Annotated in this window: 19 protein-coding genes; 12 read left to right on the forward strand and 7 right to left on the reverse strand. The window is 72.7% G+C overall.

Annotated features, from left to right (window positions below):
* Positions 1–5: 5 nt before the first annotated feature.
* Positions 6–674 carry a DUF4142 domain-containing protein gene (locus tag ACWED2_RS02645; RefSeq protein WP_449688689.1) on the reverse strand — a complete coding sequence of 223 codons (669 nt, stop codon included), beginning with the start codon at positions 672–674 and terminating at the stop codon, positions 6–8.
* A 248-nt stretch (positions 675–922) separates the two neighbouring features.
* Here ACWED2_RS02645 and ACWED2_RS02650 point away from each other — a divergent pair, with 248 nt between their 5' ends.
* The 4 genes from ACWED2_RS02650 to ACWED2_RS02665 all read left to right on the forward strand — a co-directional run bounded on the left by ACWED2_RS02650 (position 923) and on the right by ACWED2_RS02665 (position 6,470).
* Positions 923–1,501, forward strand: coding sequence for a sigma-70 family RNA polymerase sigma factor (locus ACWED2_RS02650; RefSeq protein WP_449688690.1), 579 nt, complete (start codon positions 923–925; stop codon positions 1,499–1,501).
* Positions 1,498–2,025 (forward strand): hypothetical protein, encoded by a 528-nt coding sequence (locus ACWED2_RS02655; protein WP_449688691.1) that lies wholly within the window; start codon positions 1,498–1,500, stop codon positions 2,023–2,025. Before ACWED2_RS02650 ends, ACWED2_RS02655 begins: the two co-directional genes overlap by 4 nt.
* A gap of 31 nt (positions 2,026–2,056) precedes the next feature.
* Positions 2,057–4,894, forward strand: a complete 2,838-nt coding sequence (locus tag ACWED2_RS02660; protein ID WP_449688692.1) for an AAA family ATPase — start codon at positions 2,057–2,059, stop codon at positions 4,892–4,894.
* A 334-nt stretch (positions 4,895–5,228) separates the two neighbouring features.
* Positions 5,229–6,470: an SLC13 family permease gene (locus tag ACWED2_RS02665; protein ID WP_449688693.1), complete on the forward strand. Its 1,242-nt coding sequence runs from the start codon at positions 5,229–5,231 to the stop codon at positions 6,468–6,470.
* On the opposite strand, the gene ACWED2_RS02670 is transcribed toward ACWED2_RS02665, so the two are convergent.
* From ACWED2_RS02670 to ACWED2_RS02685, 4 genes are all read right to left on the reverse strand, one after another.
* Positions 6,454–8,196, reverse strand: coding sequence for a hypothetical protein (locus ACWED2_RS02670; protein ID WP_449688694.1), 1,743 nt, complete (start codon positions 8,194–8,196; stop codon positions 6,454–6,456). The two genes, ACWED2_RS02665 and ACWED2_RS02670, sit on opposite strands and share 17 nt — an antisense overlap.
* Positions 8,197–8,380: 184 nt before the next feature.
* Complete coding sequence (locus ACWED2_RS02675; RefSeq protein ID WP_449688695.1) at positions 8,381–9,544, reverse strand: bifunctional RNase H/acid phosphatase; 1,164 nt, start codon at positions 9,542–9,544, stop codon at positions 8,381–8,383.
* The gene (locus ACWED2_RS02680) at positions 9,541–10,278 is read right to left on the reverse strand and encodes a zinc ribbon domain-containing protein (RefSeq protein WP_449688696.1); all 738 of its coding nucleotides are present in this window, start codon (positions 10,276–10,278) and stop codon (positions 9,541–9,543) included. Before ACWED2_RS02680 ends, ACWED2_RS02675 begins: the two co-directional genes overlap by 4 nt.
* A gap of 10 nt (positions 10,279–10,288) precedes the next feature.
* Positions 10,289–11,119: a Nif3-like dinuclear metal center hexameric protein gene (locus ACWED2_RS02685; protein WP_449688697.1), complete on the reverse strand. Its 831-nt coding sequence runs from the start codon at positions 11,117–11,119 to the stop codon at positions 10,289–10,291.
* A 31-nt stretch (positions 11,120–11,150) separates the two neighbouring features.
* On the opposite strand from ACWED2_RS02685, the gene ACWED2_RS02690 reads away from it, so the two are divergent.
* From ACWED2_RS02690 to ACWED2_RS02705, 4 genes are all read left to right on the forward strand, one after another.
* A complete protein-coding gene (locus ACWED2_RS02690) occupies positions 11,151–11,717 on the forward strand; it encodes a chorismate mutase (RefSeq protein ID WP_449688698.1) in 567 nt (188 codons plus the stop codon).
* 222 nt (positions 11,718–11,939) lie between these two features.
* A complete protein-coding gene (locus ACWED2_RS02695; RefSeq protein ID WP_449688699.1) occupies positions 11,940–12,401 on the forward strand; it encodes a low molecular weight protein-tyrosine-phosphatase in 462 nt (153 codons plus the stop codon).
* A 49-nt stretch (positions 12,402–12,450) separates the two neighbouring features.
* A complete protein-coding gene (locus ACWED2_RS02700; protein ID WP_449688700.1) occupies positions 12,451–13,302 on the forward strand; it encodes an SURF1 family cytochrome oxidase biogenesis protein in 852 nt (283 codons plus the stop codon).
* Positions 13,303–13,352: 50 nt separating this feature from the next.
* Positions 13,353–13,970 carry an FMN-binding negative transcriptional regulator gene (locus ACWED2_RS02705; protein WP_449688701.1) on the forward strand — a complete coding sequence of 206 codons (618 nt, stop codon included), beginning with the start codon at positions 13,353–13,355 and terminating at the stop codon, positions 13,968–13,970.
* Between the two features lies 1 nt (position 13,971).
* Here the strand turns inward: ACWED2_RS02705 and ACWED2_RS02710 are convergent, their stop codons facing one another.
* Together ACWED2_RS02710 and ACWED2_RS02715 are read right to left on the reverse strand one after the other, a co-directional pair.
* Positions 13,972–14,862 carry a cobalamin biosynthesis protein CobD/CbiB gene (locus ACWED2_RS02710; protein WP_449688702.1) on the reverse strand — a complete coding sequence of 297 codons (891 nt, stop codon included), beginning with the start codon at positions 14,860–14,862 and terminating at the stop codon, positions 13,972–13,974.
* Between the two features lie 42 nt (positions 14,863–14,904).
* Complete coding sequence (locus tag ACWED2_RS02715; RefSeq protein WP_449688703.1) at positions 14,905–15,609, reverse strand: FadR/GntR family transcriptional regulator; 705 nt, start codon at positions 15,607–15,609, stop codon at positions 14,905–14,907.
* Positions 15,610–15,712: 103 nt separating this feature from the next.
* On the opposite strand from ACWED2_RS02715, the gene ACWED2_RS02720 reads away from it, so the two are divergent.
* The 4 genes from ACWED2_RS02720 (at position 15,713) to ACWED2_RS02735 (ending at position 18,486) form a co-directional block, all read left to right on the forward strand.
* Positions 15,713–16,210: a gluconokinase gene (locus ACWED2_RS02720; protein WP_449688704.1), complete on the forward strand. Its 498-nt coding sequence runs from the start codon at positions 15,713–15,715 to the stop codon at positions 16,208–16,210.
* Positions 16,207–17,574: a GntT/GntP/DsdX family permease gene (locus ACWED2_RS02725; RefSeq protein WP_449688705.1), complete on the forward strand. Its 1,368-nt coding sequence runs from the start codon at positions 16,207–16,209 to the stop codon at positions 17,572–17,574. Before ACWED2_RS02720 ends, ACWED2_RS02725 begins: the two co-directional genes overlap by 4 nt.
* Before the next feature lie 85 nt (positions 17,575–17,659).
* On the forward strand, positions 17,660–17,983 hold the full coding sequence (locus ACWED2_RS02730) for an ArsR/SmtB family transcription factor (protein ID WP_093948599.1): 324 nt from the start codon (positions 17,660–17,662) through the stop codon (positions 17,981–17,983).
* Positions 17,980–18,486 (forward strand): SRPBCC domain-containing protein, encoded by a 507-nt coding sequence (locus ACWED2_RS02735; protein ID WP_449688706.1) that lies wholly within the window; start codon positions 17,980–17,982, stop codon positions 18,484–18,486. The genes ACWED2_RS02730 and ACWED2_RS02735 overlap by 4 nt, the downstream gene beginning before the upstream one ends.
* Positions 18,487–18,538 lie beyond the last annotated feature (52 nt).

Below are 18,538 nucleotides of genomic sequence, written 5' to 3' on the forward strand. Positions count from 1 at the left end.
GCGGCTTACCTCCGGGTGCGCGGCGAGGGCCTGCCGGGGGTTCCGAGCAGGCGGAGCAGGCCGAACGTGGCGACGGCGGCGAGGGCCACGAGAACGGCACCGGCGGCGATGGCACCGCCGCCGAGGGTGTCGTCCTCGGTGGCGGAGACGAGCAGGGACGTGGTCTCGGCGAGGCCGGTGCTCTCGAGCAGCGTCAGGTGCCCGAGCGAAGTGTCGACGGCGGTCTGGGCGAACGCGCGGACGTCGTCGTCGCGGGTGCCCGCGCGGACGTCGGAGGCGAGCCCGAAGAGCGTGCCGTACTCGGCGCGGAGGCGGTTCACGTAGGCGCGGTCGAACGCGTCGCCGGAGTCGGCGGCGATCTCGTCGGCCCAGGCGCGTTCCTGGTCGGTCGGCTCCCCCGGGAGGGTGACGGCGAGCCGGTCGGCGACCGCGCGCAGGGCGACGTCGAGGCGGGCCTGGTCGTCGGCGATGCGGACGGCGACCGCGCGCACGCGCCGGTTGGTGGCCCGGTCGACGGCGAGCCTGCTCGACGGCACGGCCCACAGCGTGTGCTGCTTGAGCCGGGTCAGCAGGGCGCGGTCGGTCTGCTGCAGTTCCCCGGCCGACGCCGGCACCGCGCAGCCCAGCACGAGCGCGGTCGCGGCGGCCAGCAACGCCACGAATCGGAGCGGCATCCCCGTTGTCCCTTCGCAAAGGAGTCCTCACCTCCTGTTACGGGGCGAAGGTGTGGTCCGGTTCTCGCCGTCACCTTTTAGTGACCTGTGACGTGTATCACAAGACACATTGTGAACCGGTCCGCCGCGTGCGTCGTCGATGCTCCGTCGAATTGGGTCGGGAAACTAATACATATGGCCTATTAAGTGATTTTGCGCTACGCTCCGATGACCCCACGGTCCGCCAGTCAGGTGAGGTTGCGAGCTTTATGGAAGCACCGGGCAGAGAAAGTCGCGGCCAGGTCGGCTACGCGTCGTCCGCGACCGCGGTCGACACCGGCCCCGCCACCGGGGACGACTTCGTCCCACTGCTCTACAAGGACTTCCGCGCAACCCTGTTTGCGCAGGTCCTGAGCCTGACCAACCATGACCGGCAGTGGACGGAAGACGTGGTGCAGGAGACCATGATCCGTGCCTGGCAGCACTCCGACACCCTCGAGCGCGAGCCCGGAATGCTGCGCGGATGGCTGCTCACGGTGGCCCGGCGGATCGTCATCGACGGCTGGAGGAATCGCCGCGTCCGCCCGCAGGAGGTCGCTCTGGAGATCCCGGAAAACGCCGAGTCCACGGACCGCACGGACAGCTCGTTAGCCGCGCTAACGATTACCAGGGCATTGCGGGAACTGGACGCCAAATATCAGTCTGTCATCTACGAGACTTATCTCGCCGGAAACACCGTTCGGCAGGCGGCGGAAATTCTCGGAATTCCGGAGGGAACCGTCAAATCGCGGTTGTACACGGCGATGCGGCAATTGCGGAAGGCGCTCGGGGAAGTGACGATCCGATGAGCGGGCGGAAGGGGGACGCCGCGGCCTACGGGCTCGGCGTCCACGACGATCCGGACGAGTTCGAGGCCCACCTGCTCGGCTGCGCCCGCTGCCGGGGCCGGGTCGCGGGGTTCACCCCGGTGGCCGGCGCGCTGGCGGACGCGGTGCGGCTCGGCTACCTGCCGCCGGGCGACGGTGCGGCCCGGCGCCGGAAGTCGGCCGGGGCGGCGGCCCTGCGGGGGCCGGCGGCCGGGCCGCTCCTGCTGCTCGCGCTCGGGGTGGCCACGACGACTATTGCGGGGGTCCGGGTGGCGGAGCCCCCGGCCCGCGGCGAAGCCGCGGATGTCACGACACTTGCGGGGGTCCGGGTGGCGGAGCCCCCGGCCCGCGGCGAAGCCGCGGATGTCACGACCCTCTGCGGGGCGCGGCCGGCTACGGGGAAGATCCGGTTCGCATCCGCTGCGTCCATCGTCTCCCCTGGTCAGGTCGTGGCCGGTACCGGCCGCACTCCGCGGTGTCTCCCGTGGTCGGCCGGTTTCCAGTAGTCTGCCCCAACCCAACATGAAAGTCCTTACGGTGGATACCGAAGTAAATCCCGAGCACCCCGCCAGCGGGGCTTCGGTACCGAAGCGTCCCGCCCCGCGGCTCCCCGGCCGCGAGCCCGAGCTCGGCCGCCTGACCGGTCTCTTCCCGGTCGTGCTGGGCGGCACGGCCGCCAGTGCGGTGCTGGCCGGTGAGTTCGGCATGGGCAAGAGCGCCACCCTGCGGACCGCCGCGGCGCTCGCCGCCGACGCCGGCTTCACCGTCGCGACGGCCACCGGATCGCGGCTGGAGAGCCACCTGGCCGGCGGGCTCGTCCGCCAGCTGGCCGACGCGCTGGAGGAGCCGGGGGCACCGCCGCGCCCGCCCGTCGCCGAGCTGTGCGGGGCCGCCGGCGAGAGCGAGGCGCTCGACCTCTTCTTCCGGATCGTCCGCGACGCGACCGACCGCGGGCCGCTGTTCGTCGGGATCGACAACATCCACCTGGCCGACGCCTGGTCCATGCGGTGCCTGGCCTACCTCCGCAACCGCGTGCTCGACCGGCCGGTGCTGCTCGTGCTGACGTCCGTCATCGGCTACCCCCAGCACCGCGAGGTCGCGTTGCTGGACATGGTCGGGAGCACGCCGCTCACGATCACGCTGAACGGCCTCGGCGACGCGGCCGCGGCGGAGATCCTCGGCCTCGCCCCCGGCGAGCTGGCCTCCGCCTGCCGCGAGGCGACCGGCGGCAACCCGGTGCTGCTGCAGGCGCTGCGGCCGCGGCTGCTGCCCGGCGCGGACCCGCACGAGCTCGGCTCGTCGCTGATCGGGCAGGTGCTCACCACGCGGGTCCAGGAGTTCCCGCACGCCCCGGCCATCCTGCACGCGGCGGCGATCCTCGGCGAGGACGCCGGCTTCGACCTGCTGGCCCGGCTGGCCGGCGTCGACGAGCTCGACGCGCTGCAGGCGATCGACACGCTGGTCCGGCTGCACGTGCTGAACAACAGCGACCAGCCGACGCTGACCTACTCGTTCGTCCGCAACTCGCTGCTGAAGGACATGCCGCAGACCACGCGGGCGGTCAACCACTCCCGGGCGGCGAAGCTGCTGACGGAGGCCGGGGCGCCGCCCGAGCGCGTGGCCGCCCACCTGCTGGAAGCGACGTCGATCCGGATCCCGTGGGCGGTGGACGTGCTGCGGCTGAGCGCGCGCGACGCCGTGTTCTCCGCGCGGCCCGAGCTGGCCGCCCGGCACCTGCGCCGGGCGCTGGACGAGCGGCTGACGTCCGGGCGCCGGATGGCCGTGCTGCTGCAGCTCGCGCACGCGGAGTTCCAGTTCGACCCGCCCGGCGCGGCGAAGCGGGTGCGGGAAGCGGTCGACACGGTCGGCAACCGCGAGACGGCCGCGTACATCGCCACCGCGATGCTGCTCTCGCTCTGCGGCGGCCAGGACGCCCGGCTCGGGATCAGCGCGGCGGGCCAGATCGCGGCGCGGCTCGACGCGGGCGGCCCGGACGCCGTCTGGCCGCTGCTGTGCATGACCTACCTCGCCGAAGCCGGCAGCCGGCTCGGCCCGCCCCCGGAGTTCCGCGACTTCGAGGAGCAGTGGGCGCCGCTGACCGACCCGGCGGCCCAGCGGAGCCGCTCGGCGCTGCTGGCGCTGGACGCCGTCCGCAGCGGCGAGTCGGCGCAGGACGCCGTCGGCCACTTCGCGGACGCGCTGAGCCAAGCGGGAGCCCAGCCCCCGGCCCGGAGCGTCCCGGAGCGGACCAGCGACGGCGGCGAGCTGTTCGAGCAGCACTACTTCTTCACGCTGGCGACGGCGGTGCTCGCGGACGAGCCGGCGCACGTCGACCGGCTGTGCCGGGTCCTCGACGTCGAACGTGAGCCGTGGGACGTGCACGTGCCGCACGGCGCGCTGCCCACCCTGGCCCGCGGGATCGCCCTGCAGGCCAGCGGCGACCTGCAGCGCGCGAGCGTCCACTTCGAGTCGCTGCTGCGCCGGTTCGACGAGCGCGGTGCGACGACGATCTGCCCGGTCGGCGTGCTGTGCGCGGCGAAGCTGGTCGAGTGCTGGGTGGACCTCGGCCGGTTCGAGGCGGCGACGTCGCTGCTGGACCGGATGGACTTCGTCGCCAGCCAGGGCCTGTTCACCCACACGTACCTCCTGTACGCGCGGGGGCGTCTGCGCGTCGCGACGGGGTACACGCGTTTCGGGTTCGAGGACCTGCTGAGCTGCGGACGGCGGCTGGCGCACCACGGCATGCGGTTCCCGGGGTTCGTGCCGTGGCGGGCGCACGCGGCCCGGGCGGCGCTGGCCCTCGGCCAGACCGACGACGCCGCCCGCCTGGCCGAAGAGGACATCAACGCCTCGGCTCGCTGGGGCGCGGCCCGGCCGCTGGGCACGGCGCTGACGACGCTCGGGCTGGTGCGCGAGGACGACGAAGCCGAGCGGGCGCTGCAGAAGGCGATCACGACGCTGCGTTCGTCGCCGGCGCGGCTGCAGCTGGCGACGGCGCTGACGGAGCTGGGGACGCTGCAGGCCCGGCACGGCCAGTCCGAAAAGGCCATCGAGACGCTGCGGCAGGCGGTGGAGCTGAGCGAGCAGTGCGGAGCCCGGCCACTGGCCCGCCGGGCGGCGGAGGAGCTGCGCTCGGCCCGCCGCGCGCTGACGCCGGCGAAGGACAACGAGCACGGGTTGACCCGGCAGGAGAACCGCATCGCGGTGATGGCGGCGCAGGGCCTGACGAACCGCGAGATCGCAACCGCCCTGCATCTGACGCGGCGGACGGTGGAGCTGCACTTGTCGGGTGCGTACCGGAAGCTGGGGATCCCCGGGCGGGCGGAGCTCGGTGGGGCGCTGGCGAAGTCTTCGCAGCGGGTGGATGGTCGCTGAGCCGGGGGGCGCGGACGCTTGGGCGGGGCGGCGCTCGTGGGCAGCCTCGCGCGCGGCCGATCGCCGAGCCCGGGGTCGCGGACGCTCGGGCGGGGCGGCACCGGCGGGCAGCACAGCGCGCGGCCGACCGCTGAGCCGTTCCGGGGTGGCGCGAGCTCGGGCAGCGCAGCTTGGCCAGGCCTGCATGGGCCGGGCGGGACAACCGCCGAGCCGGTGATCCGGACCTCACCTTCAGGCGGTCAGTCCGGTTTGGACTCCCGCCCGCGGGGGCGCCCCCCGTTTTCCACGCTACCCGGTGGCACCGACAAAAACCGGGCGCGGTTAGCGTGAACGCGTGAATCTCCTCGCGGGCGCGGCCAGCCTGCTGCTCCTGGCCGGTGTGCTCGTCTTCGCCATCGTGCGGCCGCGGGGGTGGCCCGAAGCCGTCGCCGCGGTGCCCGCCGCCGGGATCGCGCTGGTGCTCGGGCTCGTGCACCCCGCCGCGGCCGGGGCGCGGGCCGTCGAAATCCTGCCCACGCTGGGCTTTCTGGCCGCCATTCTGCTTTTGTCCTTTTTGGCCAGTGTGGACGGCGTCTTCGCCTGGCTCGGCAACCGGCTCGCCGAGGCGTGTCACGGGCGGCCGCGGCGGCTGCTCGTCCTCACCTTCGCCGCCGCGGCCGGGGTCACCGCGATCCTCAGCCTCGATGCCACCGTCGTGCTGCTCACGCCGGTCGTCCTGGCCACCGCCACCAGCCTCGAGCTGCCCGCGCGGCCGCACGTCTACGCCTGCGCGCACCTGGCCAACTCGGCGTCGACGCTGCTGCCGGTGTCGAACCTGACGAACCTGCTGGCCTTCGCCGCGTCCGGGCTGACCTTCGCCGGGTTCACCGCGCTGATGGCCCTGCCGTGGCTCGTCACGATCGGCATCGAGCTGGTCGTGTTCCTGTGGTTCTTCAAGACCGAACTGCGGCCGCGCGAGACGCCCGAACCGCGGCAGCACCTCGAGACGCCGACGTTCGCCCTCGTCATCCTCGGCCTGACGCTCGCCGGGTTCGCGGTCGGGCAGCTCGGGCACGTCGAGCCGGTCTGGATCGCCGCGCTGGCCGCGCTCATCCTCGGCGTGCGGGCCATCGCGCAGGGCAAGATCCGGCCGTGGCAGCTGGTCACCGAGGCGGCACCGCAGCTGTGCCTGTTCGTCCTGGGCCTGGCGGTGGTGGTCGAGGCGGTGTCGGAGCACGTCCTCGGTGGCGTTCTCCGCGAGGTCCTGCCGACCTCGACGGGCCTGGTCGAGCTGCTGGTGGCGGCCGGGGTGGCGGCGCTGCTGGCCAACCTGGTCAACAACCTGCCCGCCACGCTCATCCTGCTGTCGGTGCTCGGCCCGCACCCCGCGCCGGGCGTGCTGCTGGCGGTGCTGCTCGGCGTCAACATCGGCCCGAACGCGAGCTACCTCGGCTCGCTGGCGACCCTGCTGTGGCGCCGGACGCTCCCGAAGCCGCCTTCCTTCCGGACGTTCCACGTCCTCGGGGCGCTCACGACCCCGCTGAGCCTGGCCGCGGCGACCGTCGCGCTCTGGCTGGGCCTCAGCTGGGCATCGTGATCGTCTGGCCCGGCTTCATCGTCGCGCCGCAGTCGTCCAGCGGGCCACCGAACCGGTCCGCCGCCACCTCGGGGATCGTCTTCGCCGCGTAGTCCTGGGCCGCCTTGAGCTTGGCCGGGTCCGTGGCCACGTCGCGGCGCACCCAGTCGCCGTTGCGGAGGCCTTCGATCGGCGACGAATAGATCAGCACGTAGTCGCGGTCCAAGCGCGGGTCGAGGGCGATGCCGTTGCCCGCCGCCCAGGGGCCCCACGAGTGGATGAAGGTCGGCTTGACCGTGTCGAACACGTAGTCGCGCAGGCCGGCCAGGTCGTTGTCGTGCACCAGGTCCGCGATCGGCTTGTTGACCAGGCCCGCCATGTCGACGAGCTCGAGCCGGCTGGTCATCGACGAGCCGCCGAGGTCCGGCAGCAGCAGCGAAGCCTTCTGCAGGCCCAGGATGTCCGCGTAGGTGTTGAAGCCGCGGCCGAAGCGGTCGGCCACCAGGCACGCCGTGATGTTCGGGTTCTTCGCGAACTTGTTCGCCGCGGCCGCGAAGCCGACGGCCGACGGGACGAACGCGCCCACCAGCACCACGACGACGCCGACGCGCAGCAGCGCCTGCCGGTGGCGCAGCAGCTCACCGGCCGCAAGCGTGCCCGCGATGACCGCCAGCGGCCAGATCGGGCTGGCGAACCGGTGCTGGTACATCCAGTCGGCGACCATCACGCCGTACGCGACGATCCCCAGCCCCAGCGGCACCAGCAGCGCGATCAGCGAACGCCGCCACGGCGCCTTGACCAGCGCGAACACGATGACCAGCGCGAGCACGACCACACCGGCCCAGCCCGCGTACCCGACCAGCTCGAACGGCCGCTTGACGGCGTCGAACCCGGGCAGGCCCTGCTGCTTCGCCACCGAGGGGTTGGCCAGCAGCCGCCCGAACTCCGCGTGCCGCCAGACGACGTACGCGCCGAACGGCACCGCGAACGCCGCCACCGACAGCAGCGCGAGCCGGAAGCTCTTCCAGAACAGCCCGGACCGCAGCAGGAACAGCGCCGCGAGCGGGTACGCGCCCGCGTAGATCAGGCCTTCCGGGCGGGTCAGCGCGGCGAACGCGACCATGACCCCGGCCCAGAGCGCGACCTTCGGCGTCAGCAGCTTGTCCCGCTGCACCGACACGAACAGCGTCACGGCCAGGGTGACCACGGCGAACGCGAACAGCGAGTTCTCCAGGCCGGAGACGACCCAGATGACGTACGACGGGATCGTCGCCAGGGTCAGTCCGGCGATCAGCGTCGCCAGCCAGGCGAAGCGGGTGAAGATCTGCTTGGCGGCGATGTGGCAGGCCGTCAGGACGCCACCGGTGAACAGCAGGCCCAGCGCCTTCGGGAACAGGACGTAGTCCGGGATGCCGAAGAGGGCGCCGTGGTCGAAGAGGCCGACGAGCTTGCCGAGGCCGAGCAGCACCATCCAGGTCGGGTCGGAGAAGCCCTCGACCGGCGGCGCGCCCGGCTGCAGCACCGGGCCGAGGCCGTCGGCGAAGCTGCGGGCGTAGGAGAAGGTGATGGCGGCGTCGTCGACGATCCAGTGGCCGTAGCGGGTCGCGTGGACGGCGACGGCCGCGACGCCGGCGAGCACGGCCAGCACCGGCGCCAGGCGCGCGCCCCAGCCGCGGGTGGCCGTGGTGGTGGCCGGGTCCTCGGGCACGTCGCTCGGGGAGGTCTCGGTGAGTGCGCTAGCCGTCATGTCCTCGTCACTGTTCCGCCCGCAGGCTTCTGCCGGTGGGATACGCGCGAGCTGGCGCCCCCTTAGTGGACCCGGGAGCCGGGTCCGCCACCGCGGCGACGCGGTCGAGACACTGTAGCCAATACCCCATCCGGGGTCGGCCACGCGTCGGGCTTGAGCGTGATCCACCCCACATTTCAGCGGGTCAGGCCAGGTGCGAGGTGTCGTTGACGAGCCGGACGGAGGCGTTCCCGTCCGGGTAGAACTCGACGATCGACAGCGACGCCAGGTCCAGGTGCAGCCGGAACAGCAGCTGCGGCCCGGCGTCGAGGCCCATCCGGAGCAGCGTCTTGATCGGCGTCACGTGGCTGACCAGCACCAACGTCCTGCCGCCGTGCTCGGCGATGAGCTCGTCGCGGACCTTCCGGACGCGCCGGTGGACGACGTCGAAGCTCTCCCCGCCGGGCGGCGGCACCGAGCTGTCACCGAGCCACGACCGGTGCAGTTCGGGGTCGCGGTCGGCGGCTTCGGCGAACGTCAGGCCCTCCCACGCGCCGAAGTCGGTCTCGATCAGGCCGGGGTGGGTCTCGACGCGGCCGCCGAGCGCGTCGGCGACGGCCTGCGCGGTCTGCTTCGTGCGGGTGAGCGGCGAGGAGATGATCGGGACCGCCGCGCCGGCCACGCCACTGCCGACCAGGCCGTCCATCCCGGCCAGCCGCTTCGCCGCCGCGGCGGCCTGCGTGCGGCCCAGTTCGGTCAGCGGGACGTCGCCGCGGCCGGAGTAGCGGCGCAACGCCGACATCTCGGTCTGGCCGTGGCGCAGCAGGAGCAGCCGGGTCGGCGTGCCTTTCGCGCCGGTCCAGGCCACCGCCGCGCGGTCGGGCTTGCGGGTCGGCAGCTTGGGCAGGGTGGTGGCCCGGTCCGCGGCCGCCGCGGTGCCGGGCCGGCCGGCGGCGGGCTTGCCGGTCGCCGCGTCCATGGCCTCGTTGGCGAGCCGGTCGGCGTGGGAGTTCTGCGCCCGCGGGATCCACTCGTACTTGACGCGCGAGAAGCCCGCGGCCAGCTCCTTGGCCCGCTCGGCCAGCGGCTGCATGTCCGGGTGCTTGATCTTCCAGCGTCCGGACATCTGCTCGACGACGAGCTTCGAGTCCATCCGGACGTCCACAGTGGACGCACCCAGCTCGGCCGCGGCGGCCAGGCCGGCGATCAGGCCCTGGTACTCGGCGACGTTGTTGGTGACCACACCGAGGCTTTCCTTGCGCTCGGCGAGCACCTGGCCGTCGCTGTCCTTCACCACGGCGCCGTACCCGGCGGGCCCGGGGTTGCCCCGGGAGCCGCCGTCGGCCTCGACGATGACGTGTGACGTCACAGACCCGACTCCAGGGTCCGGACCAGGATCGCGCCGCAGTTCTCGCACTGGATGACGTCGTCCTCCGGCGCGGCCTTGATCTCGTTCACCGTGTTGCGGTCCAGCTCCAGCTGGCAGGCGCCGCACCGGCGGGCCCGCAGCAGCGCGGCGCCGATGCCCTTGTGCTCGCGGACGCGCTCGTACAGCTTGAGCAGCGGCTCCGGGAAGCGCGGCACCAGCTTCTCGCGGTCTTCGGCGCGGCGCGCGCGGGTGGTGTCGAGGTCCTTGAACGCCTCGTCGCGGCGGGCGATCGCGGCGGCGACCTCGGCCTCGGCCTTGTCGACCTCGGCGCCGGTGCGCTGCGCGTCCAGGCCGAGGGCCTCGCGCTGCTCCATCAGCTCCAGCAGGTCGTCCTCCAACGCCGTCTGGCGGCGCTCCAGCGACTGCAGCTCGTGCTCGATGTCGGTCATCTGCTTGGAGTTGACCGTGCCGGACGCCAGGAGCTTGCGGTCGCGGTCCTCGCGGGCGCGCACCGACTCGATCTCCTTCTCCTGCCGGGCGATCTCGCGGTCGAGGTCGGAGGCGGCGGTCTCCACCGACACGAGCGCGTCGCGGCGCTCGCGGACGGTCTTCTCCCCCGCGTCGATCTCGGCCAGCTCGGGCAGGGTGCGGCGGCGGTGCGCGGTGCGCGAGAGCTCGGCGTCCACCTTGGCGAGCTCGAGCAACTGGCGCTGCACGGCGGGTTCGGCCTTCACGGTGCTCCTCTTAGCTAGATGTGCGCTCGGCGCGGACGTTCCACGGGTCGGTGCACCGCGTGGACACGTGAACGTCGACGTTACCCGCAAACGCCTGCGCCACGAGCGCCGAGGCTTGCCCGCACCAGGGCCACTCGCTGGCCCAGTGGGTCAGCCCGACCAGCGCGGGCACCGGGCCCCGGCCCGCGAGGTGCTCGCCGGCGGGGTGATGCCGCAGGTCGGCGGTGACGTAGGCGTCGACACGAGCCTCGGTGGCCTGCTTCAGGTAGGAGTCCCCGGCGCCGCCGGACACGGCGACGGTGCGGATCGGGCGGCCGGCGTCGCCCGCGCCGAGCACGCCGGGCACGGTCGAGGGCAGGGCGTCGGCGACGCGCTGGACGAACGCCGCGAACGGCTCGGGCTCGGGCAGTTCGCCGATCCGGCCGATGCCGGTGACGCCGTCCGCCTTGGGCTCGAGCGGCCCGGTCACGCGCAGCCCGATCGCCCGCGCGAGCGCGTCGGAGACGCCGGGGTCGGCGGAATCGGCGTTGGTGTGCGCGCAGTAGAGGGCGATGCCTTCGCGGATCATCCGGTGCACCAGCGAGCCCTTGGCGGTGTCGGCGGGCACGCCGTGCACCCCGCGCAGCAGCAGCGGGTGGTGCGCGACGATCAGCTGCGCGCCGAGCTCGGCGGCTTCGTCGACGGTCTCGGCGACGGGGTCGACGCAGAACAGCACCCGGCGCACGGGTTCGGCGGGGTCGCCGCAGACGAGGCCGACGGCGTCCCACGACTCGGCGAGCTCGGGCGGGTAAGCCCGTTCCAGCACGGAGATGACTTCGGCAATGGCGGAGGGCGCGGACACGCGGTGATTTTCGCATGTACCGTCCGGAGCCATGCGCCTTCGGTCCCTGCTCGTCACGGTGACGGCGGTCCTCGCCGCGTCCCTCCTCTTCTCCGCCCCCGCTTCGGCTTCGGGCCCGGCCCTGTGGCGGCTCACCGACCTCGCCGCCCAGCGCGTCGCGATCGCCGACCGGGTGGCGGCGGCCAAGTACGGCACGCCGGCACCGATCGACGACCCGGTGCGGGAACAGCAGATCTACGACTCGGTGGCGTCGCGCGCCCCGGGCCTCGGCCTCGACCCGGCGGACGCGGTGCGGTTCTTCCACGCCCAGATCGAGGCGAACAAGCTGGTGCAGCGCGGCCTCTACGCCCGCTGGGACGCCCACCCCGCGGAGGCGCCGACGACCCGCCCGGACCTCGGGCAGATCCGCCCGGTGATCGACGGGCTCAACACGGGCCTGCTGACGGAGCTGGCGGCGACGGTGCCGGCCCGGGCGGCGCGGTCTTGTCCGGTCCGGCAGCTGGTGACGGCGGACGTGGTGGATCTCCGGCACCGGTTCGACGCCCTGCACGCCCGCGCCCTCGGCGAAGCGACGTCGGCGATTTGCACGGCGGGCTAGCGGCGCCCCGGCGGCGTCAGGGCCGCCGCGGCGCCGGGTGGGATCAGTTGCAGTTGCCGCAGCAGCCGCAGCCCTGGCCGGTGCACTTCGAGCAGCACCCGTGCATGATCGCTCTCCTTCCGGTTCGCGTCCTCGCCCGATCGACGCTAAGTGCGGGTCGCGGGCCGCGGATACCGCCGAGCGGGCGGGTGACCGGGTGAACCCGGTGGTTACGCTCGGGGTGTGACGCACATCGTCTTCGTCTGCTCCGGCAACATCTGCCGCTCGCCGATGGCCGAGCTGGTGTTCCGGGCCAAGCTCGCCGACGCCGGTCTCGCCGACGCCGTCCGCGTGACCAGCGCGGGCACCGGTCCGTGGCACGCCGGGGAGCCCGCCGACAAGCGCGCCCGCGCGACGCTGAAGGCGCACGGCTACCCCTCCGCCCACGTCGCGTCCGAAGTGTCCGATGAGGACCTGGCCGCCGACCTGCTGCTGGCCGCCGACGAGGGACACCTCGAATTCCTGCGCGCGCGGGTCGAGGACCCGGCGAAGGTGCGGCTGCTGCGGTCGTTCGACCCGTCGGCCCCCGAGGGCGCCGAGGTGCCGGACCCCTACTACGGCGGTGACGACGGCTTCGAAGACGTCCTCGGCATGATCGAGCGCGCGGTGCCCGGTTTGCTGGATTGGGTGCGTTCGCCGCGGTAGAGGTCACAGCCCGCGCGGGCCGGCCGGCGGCACGGGCTACCGTGGTGGGGTGCGGTTGCGGTTCCTGCTCCGGCCCGGGTGGCTGGCTCTGACGGCGGTGGTGTTCACCTTCGCCGTCTGCTGCTTCACGCTGCTTTCGCCGTGGCAGTTCAGCCGCAACACCGAGCGCGAGCAGCAGAACGCCGCGCTGGAGACGTCGTTCACCGCGGCGCCGGTGCCGCTCGCGCAGCTGCTGCCGCCGGGGAGCGTGCCCGGTGAGCACACCGAATGGCACCTCGTCTCCATCACCGGCCAGTACCTACCGGGCAAGGAAGTCATCGCGCGGCTGCGGACGGTCCAGGGCGAGGGCGCCTTCGAGGTGCTGACGCCGATGCGGACCACGGACGGCACGATCGTGCTGATCGACCGGGGCTACGTCCGGCTGGACAGCAAGTCGGGCGCGCTGCCGTTCGCGCCGCCGCCGGCCGGGACCGTTTCCGTGACGGCCCGGGTGCGCGCCGACGAGACCGACCCCAAGAACCGGGACGCCTTCGCCGACGCCTCCACCGGCGGACGGCTGCAGAGCTACGTCGTCGACTCTCGCGTCGTCGCGCGGGCGGGCGGGCTCGACATCCGGCCGGGCTACTTCCAGCTCGACGTCGGCCAGCCCGGCGTGCTCGGCGCGTTGCCGCTGCCGCAGACGGACTCGGGGCCGTTCCTGTCGTACGCGCTGCAGTGGATCGCGTTCGGCGCGATGGCGCTGCTCGGCTGGCTGTACTTCACCGTGCGTGAGCTGAAGCCGGGCGGGGCGCTGTCCTCCGGTTCTCCCGAGTCGTCCGGGTCTTCCGTGCCTGCGCGGCGGAAGTCCGTCGCGGAGATCCTGGCGGAAGACGAACGCGCCGAAAGTGGCCATCAGAAGTAGGCCGCAAATGGCCCTCTGACGAGGCCACTTGCGGCGGCGATACTCGAGCCATGCTGATCCACCCGTGGGACGCTTCTTCCGATGCCGAGTGGCGGGAGTGGCTGTCCGCGCACGACTTCGGCCAGCTCATCGCCGGCGGCCGGGGCCGCGACCTCCCGGTGGTGACGCCGGCGCACTTCGCCTTCGACGGCGACCGCACGATCGTCACGCACCTGGCCCGGCCCAACCCGATCTGGCCGCTGCTGGAGGAGCACCCGCGAGCATTGCTGACGGCGATCGGCGACTACACCTACATCCGCGCCGACTGGAACGCGACCGGCGACCCGGCACTCGGCGTGCCGACGTCGTATTACGCGACGGTGCAGCTCGAGGGGGACGTGCGCCTGGTCGACGACGCGGCGGAGAAGGCGGCGCTGCTCGACCGGCAGCTGCGCCACTTCGAGCCGGACGGCGCCCGGGCGCCGGTGAGCGCCGCACCGGAGTCCGCGGACCGGCGGTTGCTGCCGGGGATCCGGGGGATCGAGTTCACGATCACCGGGGTGCGGGCGAAGTTCAAGTTCGGGGGGAACCGGACGGCGGAGGACCGGGCGCGGATCGGGGCCCGGCTGGCCGAGCGGGGTGGGCCGCTGGACGAGGAGGCGCTGGCCCAGCTGCGGCGGCGGGGCTGAGTCAGCTCGAACGCCGCCACAGTGCCGTCACCAGGGCGACCCCCACCGAGGTCGCCGCGGCCAGCCAGCCGACCACTCGGGACAGCTCCACCGCCCTCGTCACGTGGCCCGCGTCCGGGTTCCGGCCCACGCCGAGCACCGGCAGCTCCAGCACCCCGTGCGGATACACCGTCCGCCCGCCGACGCGGATCTCCAGCGCTCCGGCGAAGGCCGCCTCCACCCGGCCCGCGTTGGGGCTCGGGTGGGCGATCGTGTCCCGGCGCCACGCGCGCCACGCCCCGCCCGCGGACCCGCCCACCACCGGCGCCGCCAGCACCGTCAACGCCGCCGCCACGCGGGTCGGCACCAGGTGGACCAGCTCGTCCGCGCGGTCCACCGCCCAGTGGCCGCGGCGACCCGCGCGCGAGCGGCGCAGCAGGCTCACCGCCCGGGCGCCCAGCAGGCCCGGCACGCCCGCCAGCGCTCCCCACACCAACGGCGCCACCACCGCGTCGGACGTGTTCTCCGCCAGCGTCTCCACCGATGCCCGGGACAGCGCGATCGCGCCCAGGCCGTCCGCGACCCGGGGGTCCAGCTCGGACAGCGTGGCCCGGGCCGGCTCGAAGCGGCACTCCTCCAGGTCGCGGGCCAGTTCGGTGCCCTGCTGGGCCAAGCCCGCCGCGCCCAGGACCGCCCACGTCGTCACCGCCGTCGCCGACGCCTGCAGCAGCGGGCGGCCTCGGCTCGCCCGCTCCAGCACCGACCCGCCCGCGACGAGCGCACCCGCGACCACGGCACCCGAGCGGTGCGGGAGCCGGCGGAACACCGTCACCGGAAGACGACGGCGGGAGTCGCCGAGGACGCCGTCGGCCGCCACGCCCAACACCAGTCCGATCGCGCGTGCCGCGCTCACCCAGGCCCCCCGGCGGAGAAAAGTCCAGTACCGCCGAGGAGGCTACTCGGCCTCGGAACCGCCCTCCGCCACCAGGGCGGCGATCTCCTCCCGGGCCTGGACGACGATGTCGCGCATCGCGCGTTCCGCCCGGTCCGCGTCCCCGGCGGCCACCGCCGCGGCCACCGCCGCGTGCAGCGCCACGGCCTCGGGCTGGGGTTCCGGCGGCATCAGGCCGTGCCCGGTCCGGCCGGTGAGGACCTCCGCGACGACCTCCGACAGCTGCCCGAACATCGGGTTGCGGGACGCCGAGAGCAGCAGGTCGTGGAAAGCGATGTCGAACCCGAGGAACGCCCGCAGATCCCGCGCCCGGGCCGTGCGCGCCAGCCGCTCCCCCAGCGCGCCCAGGCGGCCGCGTTCCTCCGGCGTCGCGCGCAGCGCCGCGAACCGCGCCGCGCACGGCTCGATCGCCGACCGGAGTTCGTTCAGCGTGGCCAGCGCCGCCGGGCGGGCCGGGCCGTCGAGCTGCCAGCGGATCAGCCGCGGGTCGTAGTGGTTCCACTCCGCAGGCTCCCGGACGATCACGCCGACCCGGCGTTTGCTGGTGGTCAGCTGCATCGTCTCCAGCACACGGACGACTTCGCGGGCCACGGTCCGCGAGGCGCCGAAGCGTTCTTGCAGCTCTTCGGAACGCAGTACCGTGCCCGGCGGCAGCGAGCCGTTCGCGATCTCCGCACCCAGCTTGTCCAGGACTTCCTCGTGCTTCACCCCGCCGAGGCTAACGATCTGGCTCGATTAAGTAGTACTTCATCTTGAATAAGTAGTACTTTTGAGTTTCACTCACCTGGGCACAACGAAGTGGGAGGTGCGGATGACCGTCATCGTGGTGATGGGGGTGTCAGGCTCCGGGAAGACGACGATCGGCACGGCAGTCGCCGAGGCGCTGGGCGTCGAGTACGCGGAAGCGGACACGTTCCATCCGAAGGCCAACATCGACAAGATGACCGCCGGCACGCCGCTGACCGACTCCGACCGCGCGCCCTGGCTCGAAGCCATCGCCGGCTGGATCCGGGACCACCAGGCCACCGGCGGTGTCGTGACGTCGTCCGCGCTCAAGCGCCGGTACCGCGACGTCCTGCGCGGCGGCGGCGACGTCTGGTTCGCCCACCTGCACGGCGACCGGGCGCAGCTGGCCGAGCGGATGAAGACCCGGAAGGGCCACTTCATGCCGGTGTCGCTGCTGGACTCGCAGCTCGCCGACCTCGAACCCCTCGAGCCGGACGAGGCAGGCGCCGTCTTCGACAACACCGGCGGCACGCCGGAAGAGATCACCGAGGCCGTGTTGACCGCCTTCCGGGAGCACGCGTGAACGCCGTCCTCGCCGCCGGCTGGACCGGCCACTCCACCCGGCTGATCGTCGCGACCGTCGTCGCCATCGCGGTCATCGTCGTGCTGATCACGAAGGTGAAGCTGCACCCGTTCCTGTCACTGGTGCTCGGTTCGCTCGCGCTCGGGCTGGCCGCCGGGATGCCGGTCGACAAGCTGCTCAAGAGCTTCACGACCGGAGTCGGCAGCACGGTCGCCTCCGTCGGCATCCTGATCGCCCTCGGCGCGATGCTCGGCAAGCTGCTGGCCGACTCCGGCGGCGCCGACCAGATCGTCGACACCGTGCTCGGCAAGGCCCGCGGCGGCGCGCTCCCGTGGGCGATGGCGCTGGTGGCGGCGCTGATCGGGCTGCCGATGTTCTTCGAGATCGGGCTCGTCATGCTCATCCCGGTGGTGCTGCTCGCGGTCAAGCGCACCGGGAAACCGTTGATGCTGCTGGGAATTCCCGCGGTGGCCGGGCTTTCGGTGCTGCACGGCCTGGTCCCGCCGCACCCCGGCCCGCTCGCCGCGGCCGGGGCGTTGAACGCGAACGTCGGGGTGACGCTGGCGTTCGGCCTGCTCGTCGGCATCCCGACGCTGGTCGTCGCGGGCCCGCTGTTCGGCAAGGTCGCGGCGCGGCTGGTGCCGGACGCCGTCGCCCCCGAGCGGCTGATCCCGGAACGCGCCGGCACGGACAAGCCGCGCCCGAGCTTCGCCGCGACGCTCACGACGGTGCTGCTGCCGGTCGTGCTCATGCTGGCGAAAGCGCTCTCGGACATCCTGCTGGCCAAGGACAGCCAGGTCCGCAAGATCCTCGACTTCGTCGGCGACCCGCTGATCGCGCTGCTCGCGGCCGTTCTGGTGGGCATGGTCCTGCTCGGCCGCCCGGCCGGGCTCGGCCGCGAAAAGCTGTCCACTGTGGTCGGTGAGTCGCTGGGCCCGATCGCCGGGATCATCCTCATCGTCGGCGCGGGCGGCGGGTTCAAGCAGACCCTGGTCGACGCCGGTGTCGGCGACGTCATCACCGGCCTGGCCAAGGACGCGAACCTGTCGCCGCTGCTGCTCGGCTGGCTGGTCGCGGTGGCGATCCGGCTGGCGACCGGCTCGGCCACGGTCGCGACCGTCTCCGCGGCGGGCATCGTGGCGCCGCTCGCGGCGACCATGGACCCGTCGCACAGCGCGCTGCTGGTGCTGGCGATCGGTGCCGGGTCACTGTTCTTCTCGCACGTCAACGACGCCGGGTTCTGGCTGGTCAAGGAGTACTTCGGGCTCTCGGTCGGTCAGACGCTGAAGAGCTGGTCGGTGATGGAGACGCTGATCTCCGTGGTGGCGATCGCGCTGATCCTGCCGCTGTCGCTGGTCGTCTAGCCGCGTCCGAAGGCCGTCCCCGGGAAAGGGGGCGGCCTTCGTCGCACGTTGACATGTGACCTTTTGGTCACCTATTCTCGCTGACGTGCCCGACGACGACCTGGTGTTCAAGGCGCTGGCGGATCCGACCCGCCGGTTCCTGCTCGACCTGCTCTTCGAGCGTGACGGCCGCACGCTCACCGAGCTGGAGACCCAGGTGGAGATGACCCGCTTCGGCGTCATGAAGCACCTGAAGCTCCTCGAGGAGGCCGGCCTCGTCGTCGCCCGGAAGGAAGGCCGCGAGAAGCGGCACTTCCTCAACCCGGTCCCGATCCGCCAGATCCACGACCGGTGGATCGACAAGTACACCGAGCGCCAGGTCACCGCGCTCCTCGATCTCAAGAACGAGCTGGAAGGCGAAGAACCATGACGAACACCGTGCAGGTCCACCGCGTCTACATCAAGGCCACCCCGGAGCGCATCTGGGAGGCCATCACCAAGCCCGAGTGGACGCGGAAGTACGGCTACACCGGCCTCGCCGACTTCGACCTCAAGGTCGGCGGCAAGCACCGCACCCGCCCGACGCAGGAGTTCATCGACGCCGGGTTCACCGGCGACCTCGTCGACGGCGAAGTCCTCGAAGTCGATCCGCCGCGCAAGCTCGTCATCACCTGGAAACTGCTGATGAGCCCGGAACTCGTCGAGGAGCCGTACACGACCCTCACCTACGACATCGAAGAAACGAAGACGGCGGGCACCCGGCTCACCATCACCCACGACGTCACCGGCGCCCCGAACACCGCCGCGCTGGTCAGCGGGCAGATGGAGGACATCGACGCCGGGCCGGGCGAGAACGCCGGCGGCGGCTGGGCCTGGGTGCTCTCGGACCTCAAGTCGCTGCTGGAGACCGGCGAGGTCATCGTCCCGGCCTAGGGAGGTCTGCCGCGGCCGGTCGTGAGTGGTAAGTCGGGTTAGAACCCGACTT

Source organism: Amycolatopsis sp. NPDC005003, from assembly GCF_053600695.1.

Excerpts from the sequence above, each read along its gene's own strand:
- ACWED2_RS02690 (WP_449688698.1), top strand. The coding sequence starts at position 11,151 with ATGCGCCTTCGGTCCCTGCTCGTCACGGTGACGGCGGTCCTCGCCGCG.
- ACWED2_RS02670 (WP_449688694.1), bottom strand. The coding sequence starts at position 8,196 with ATGACGGCTAGCGCACTCACCGAGACCTCCCCGAGCGACGTGCCCGAG.
- ACWED2_RS02720 (WP_449688704.1), top strand. The coding sequence starts at position 15,713 with ATGACCGTCATCGTGGTGATGGGGGTGTCAGGCTCCGGGAAGACGACG.
- ACWED2_RS02645 (WP_449688689.1), bottom strand. The coding sequence starts at position 674 with ATGCCGCTCCGATTCGTGGCGTTGCTGGCCGCCGCGACCGCGCTCGTG.
- ACWED2_RS02650 (WP_449688690.1), top strand. The coding sequence starts at position 923 with ATGGAAGCACCGGGCAGAGAAAGTCGCGGCCAGGTCGGCTACGCGTCG.
- ACWED2_RS02705 (WP_449688701.1), top strand. The coding sequence starts at position 13,353 with ATGCTGATCCACCCGTGGGACGCTTCTTCCGATGCCGAGTGGCGGGAG.
- ACWED2_RS02655 (WP_449688691.1), top strand. The coding sequence starts at position 1,498 with ATGAGCGGGCGGAAGGGGGACGCCGCGGCCTACGGGCTCGGCGTCCAC.
- ACWED2_RS02735 (WP_449688706.1), top strand. The coding sequence starts at position 17,980 with ATGACGAACACCGTGCAGGTCCACCGCGTCTACATCAAGGCCACCCCG.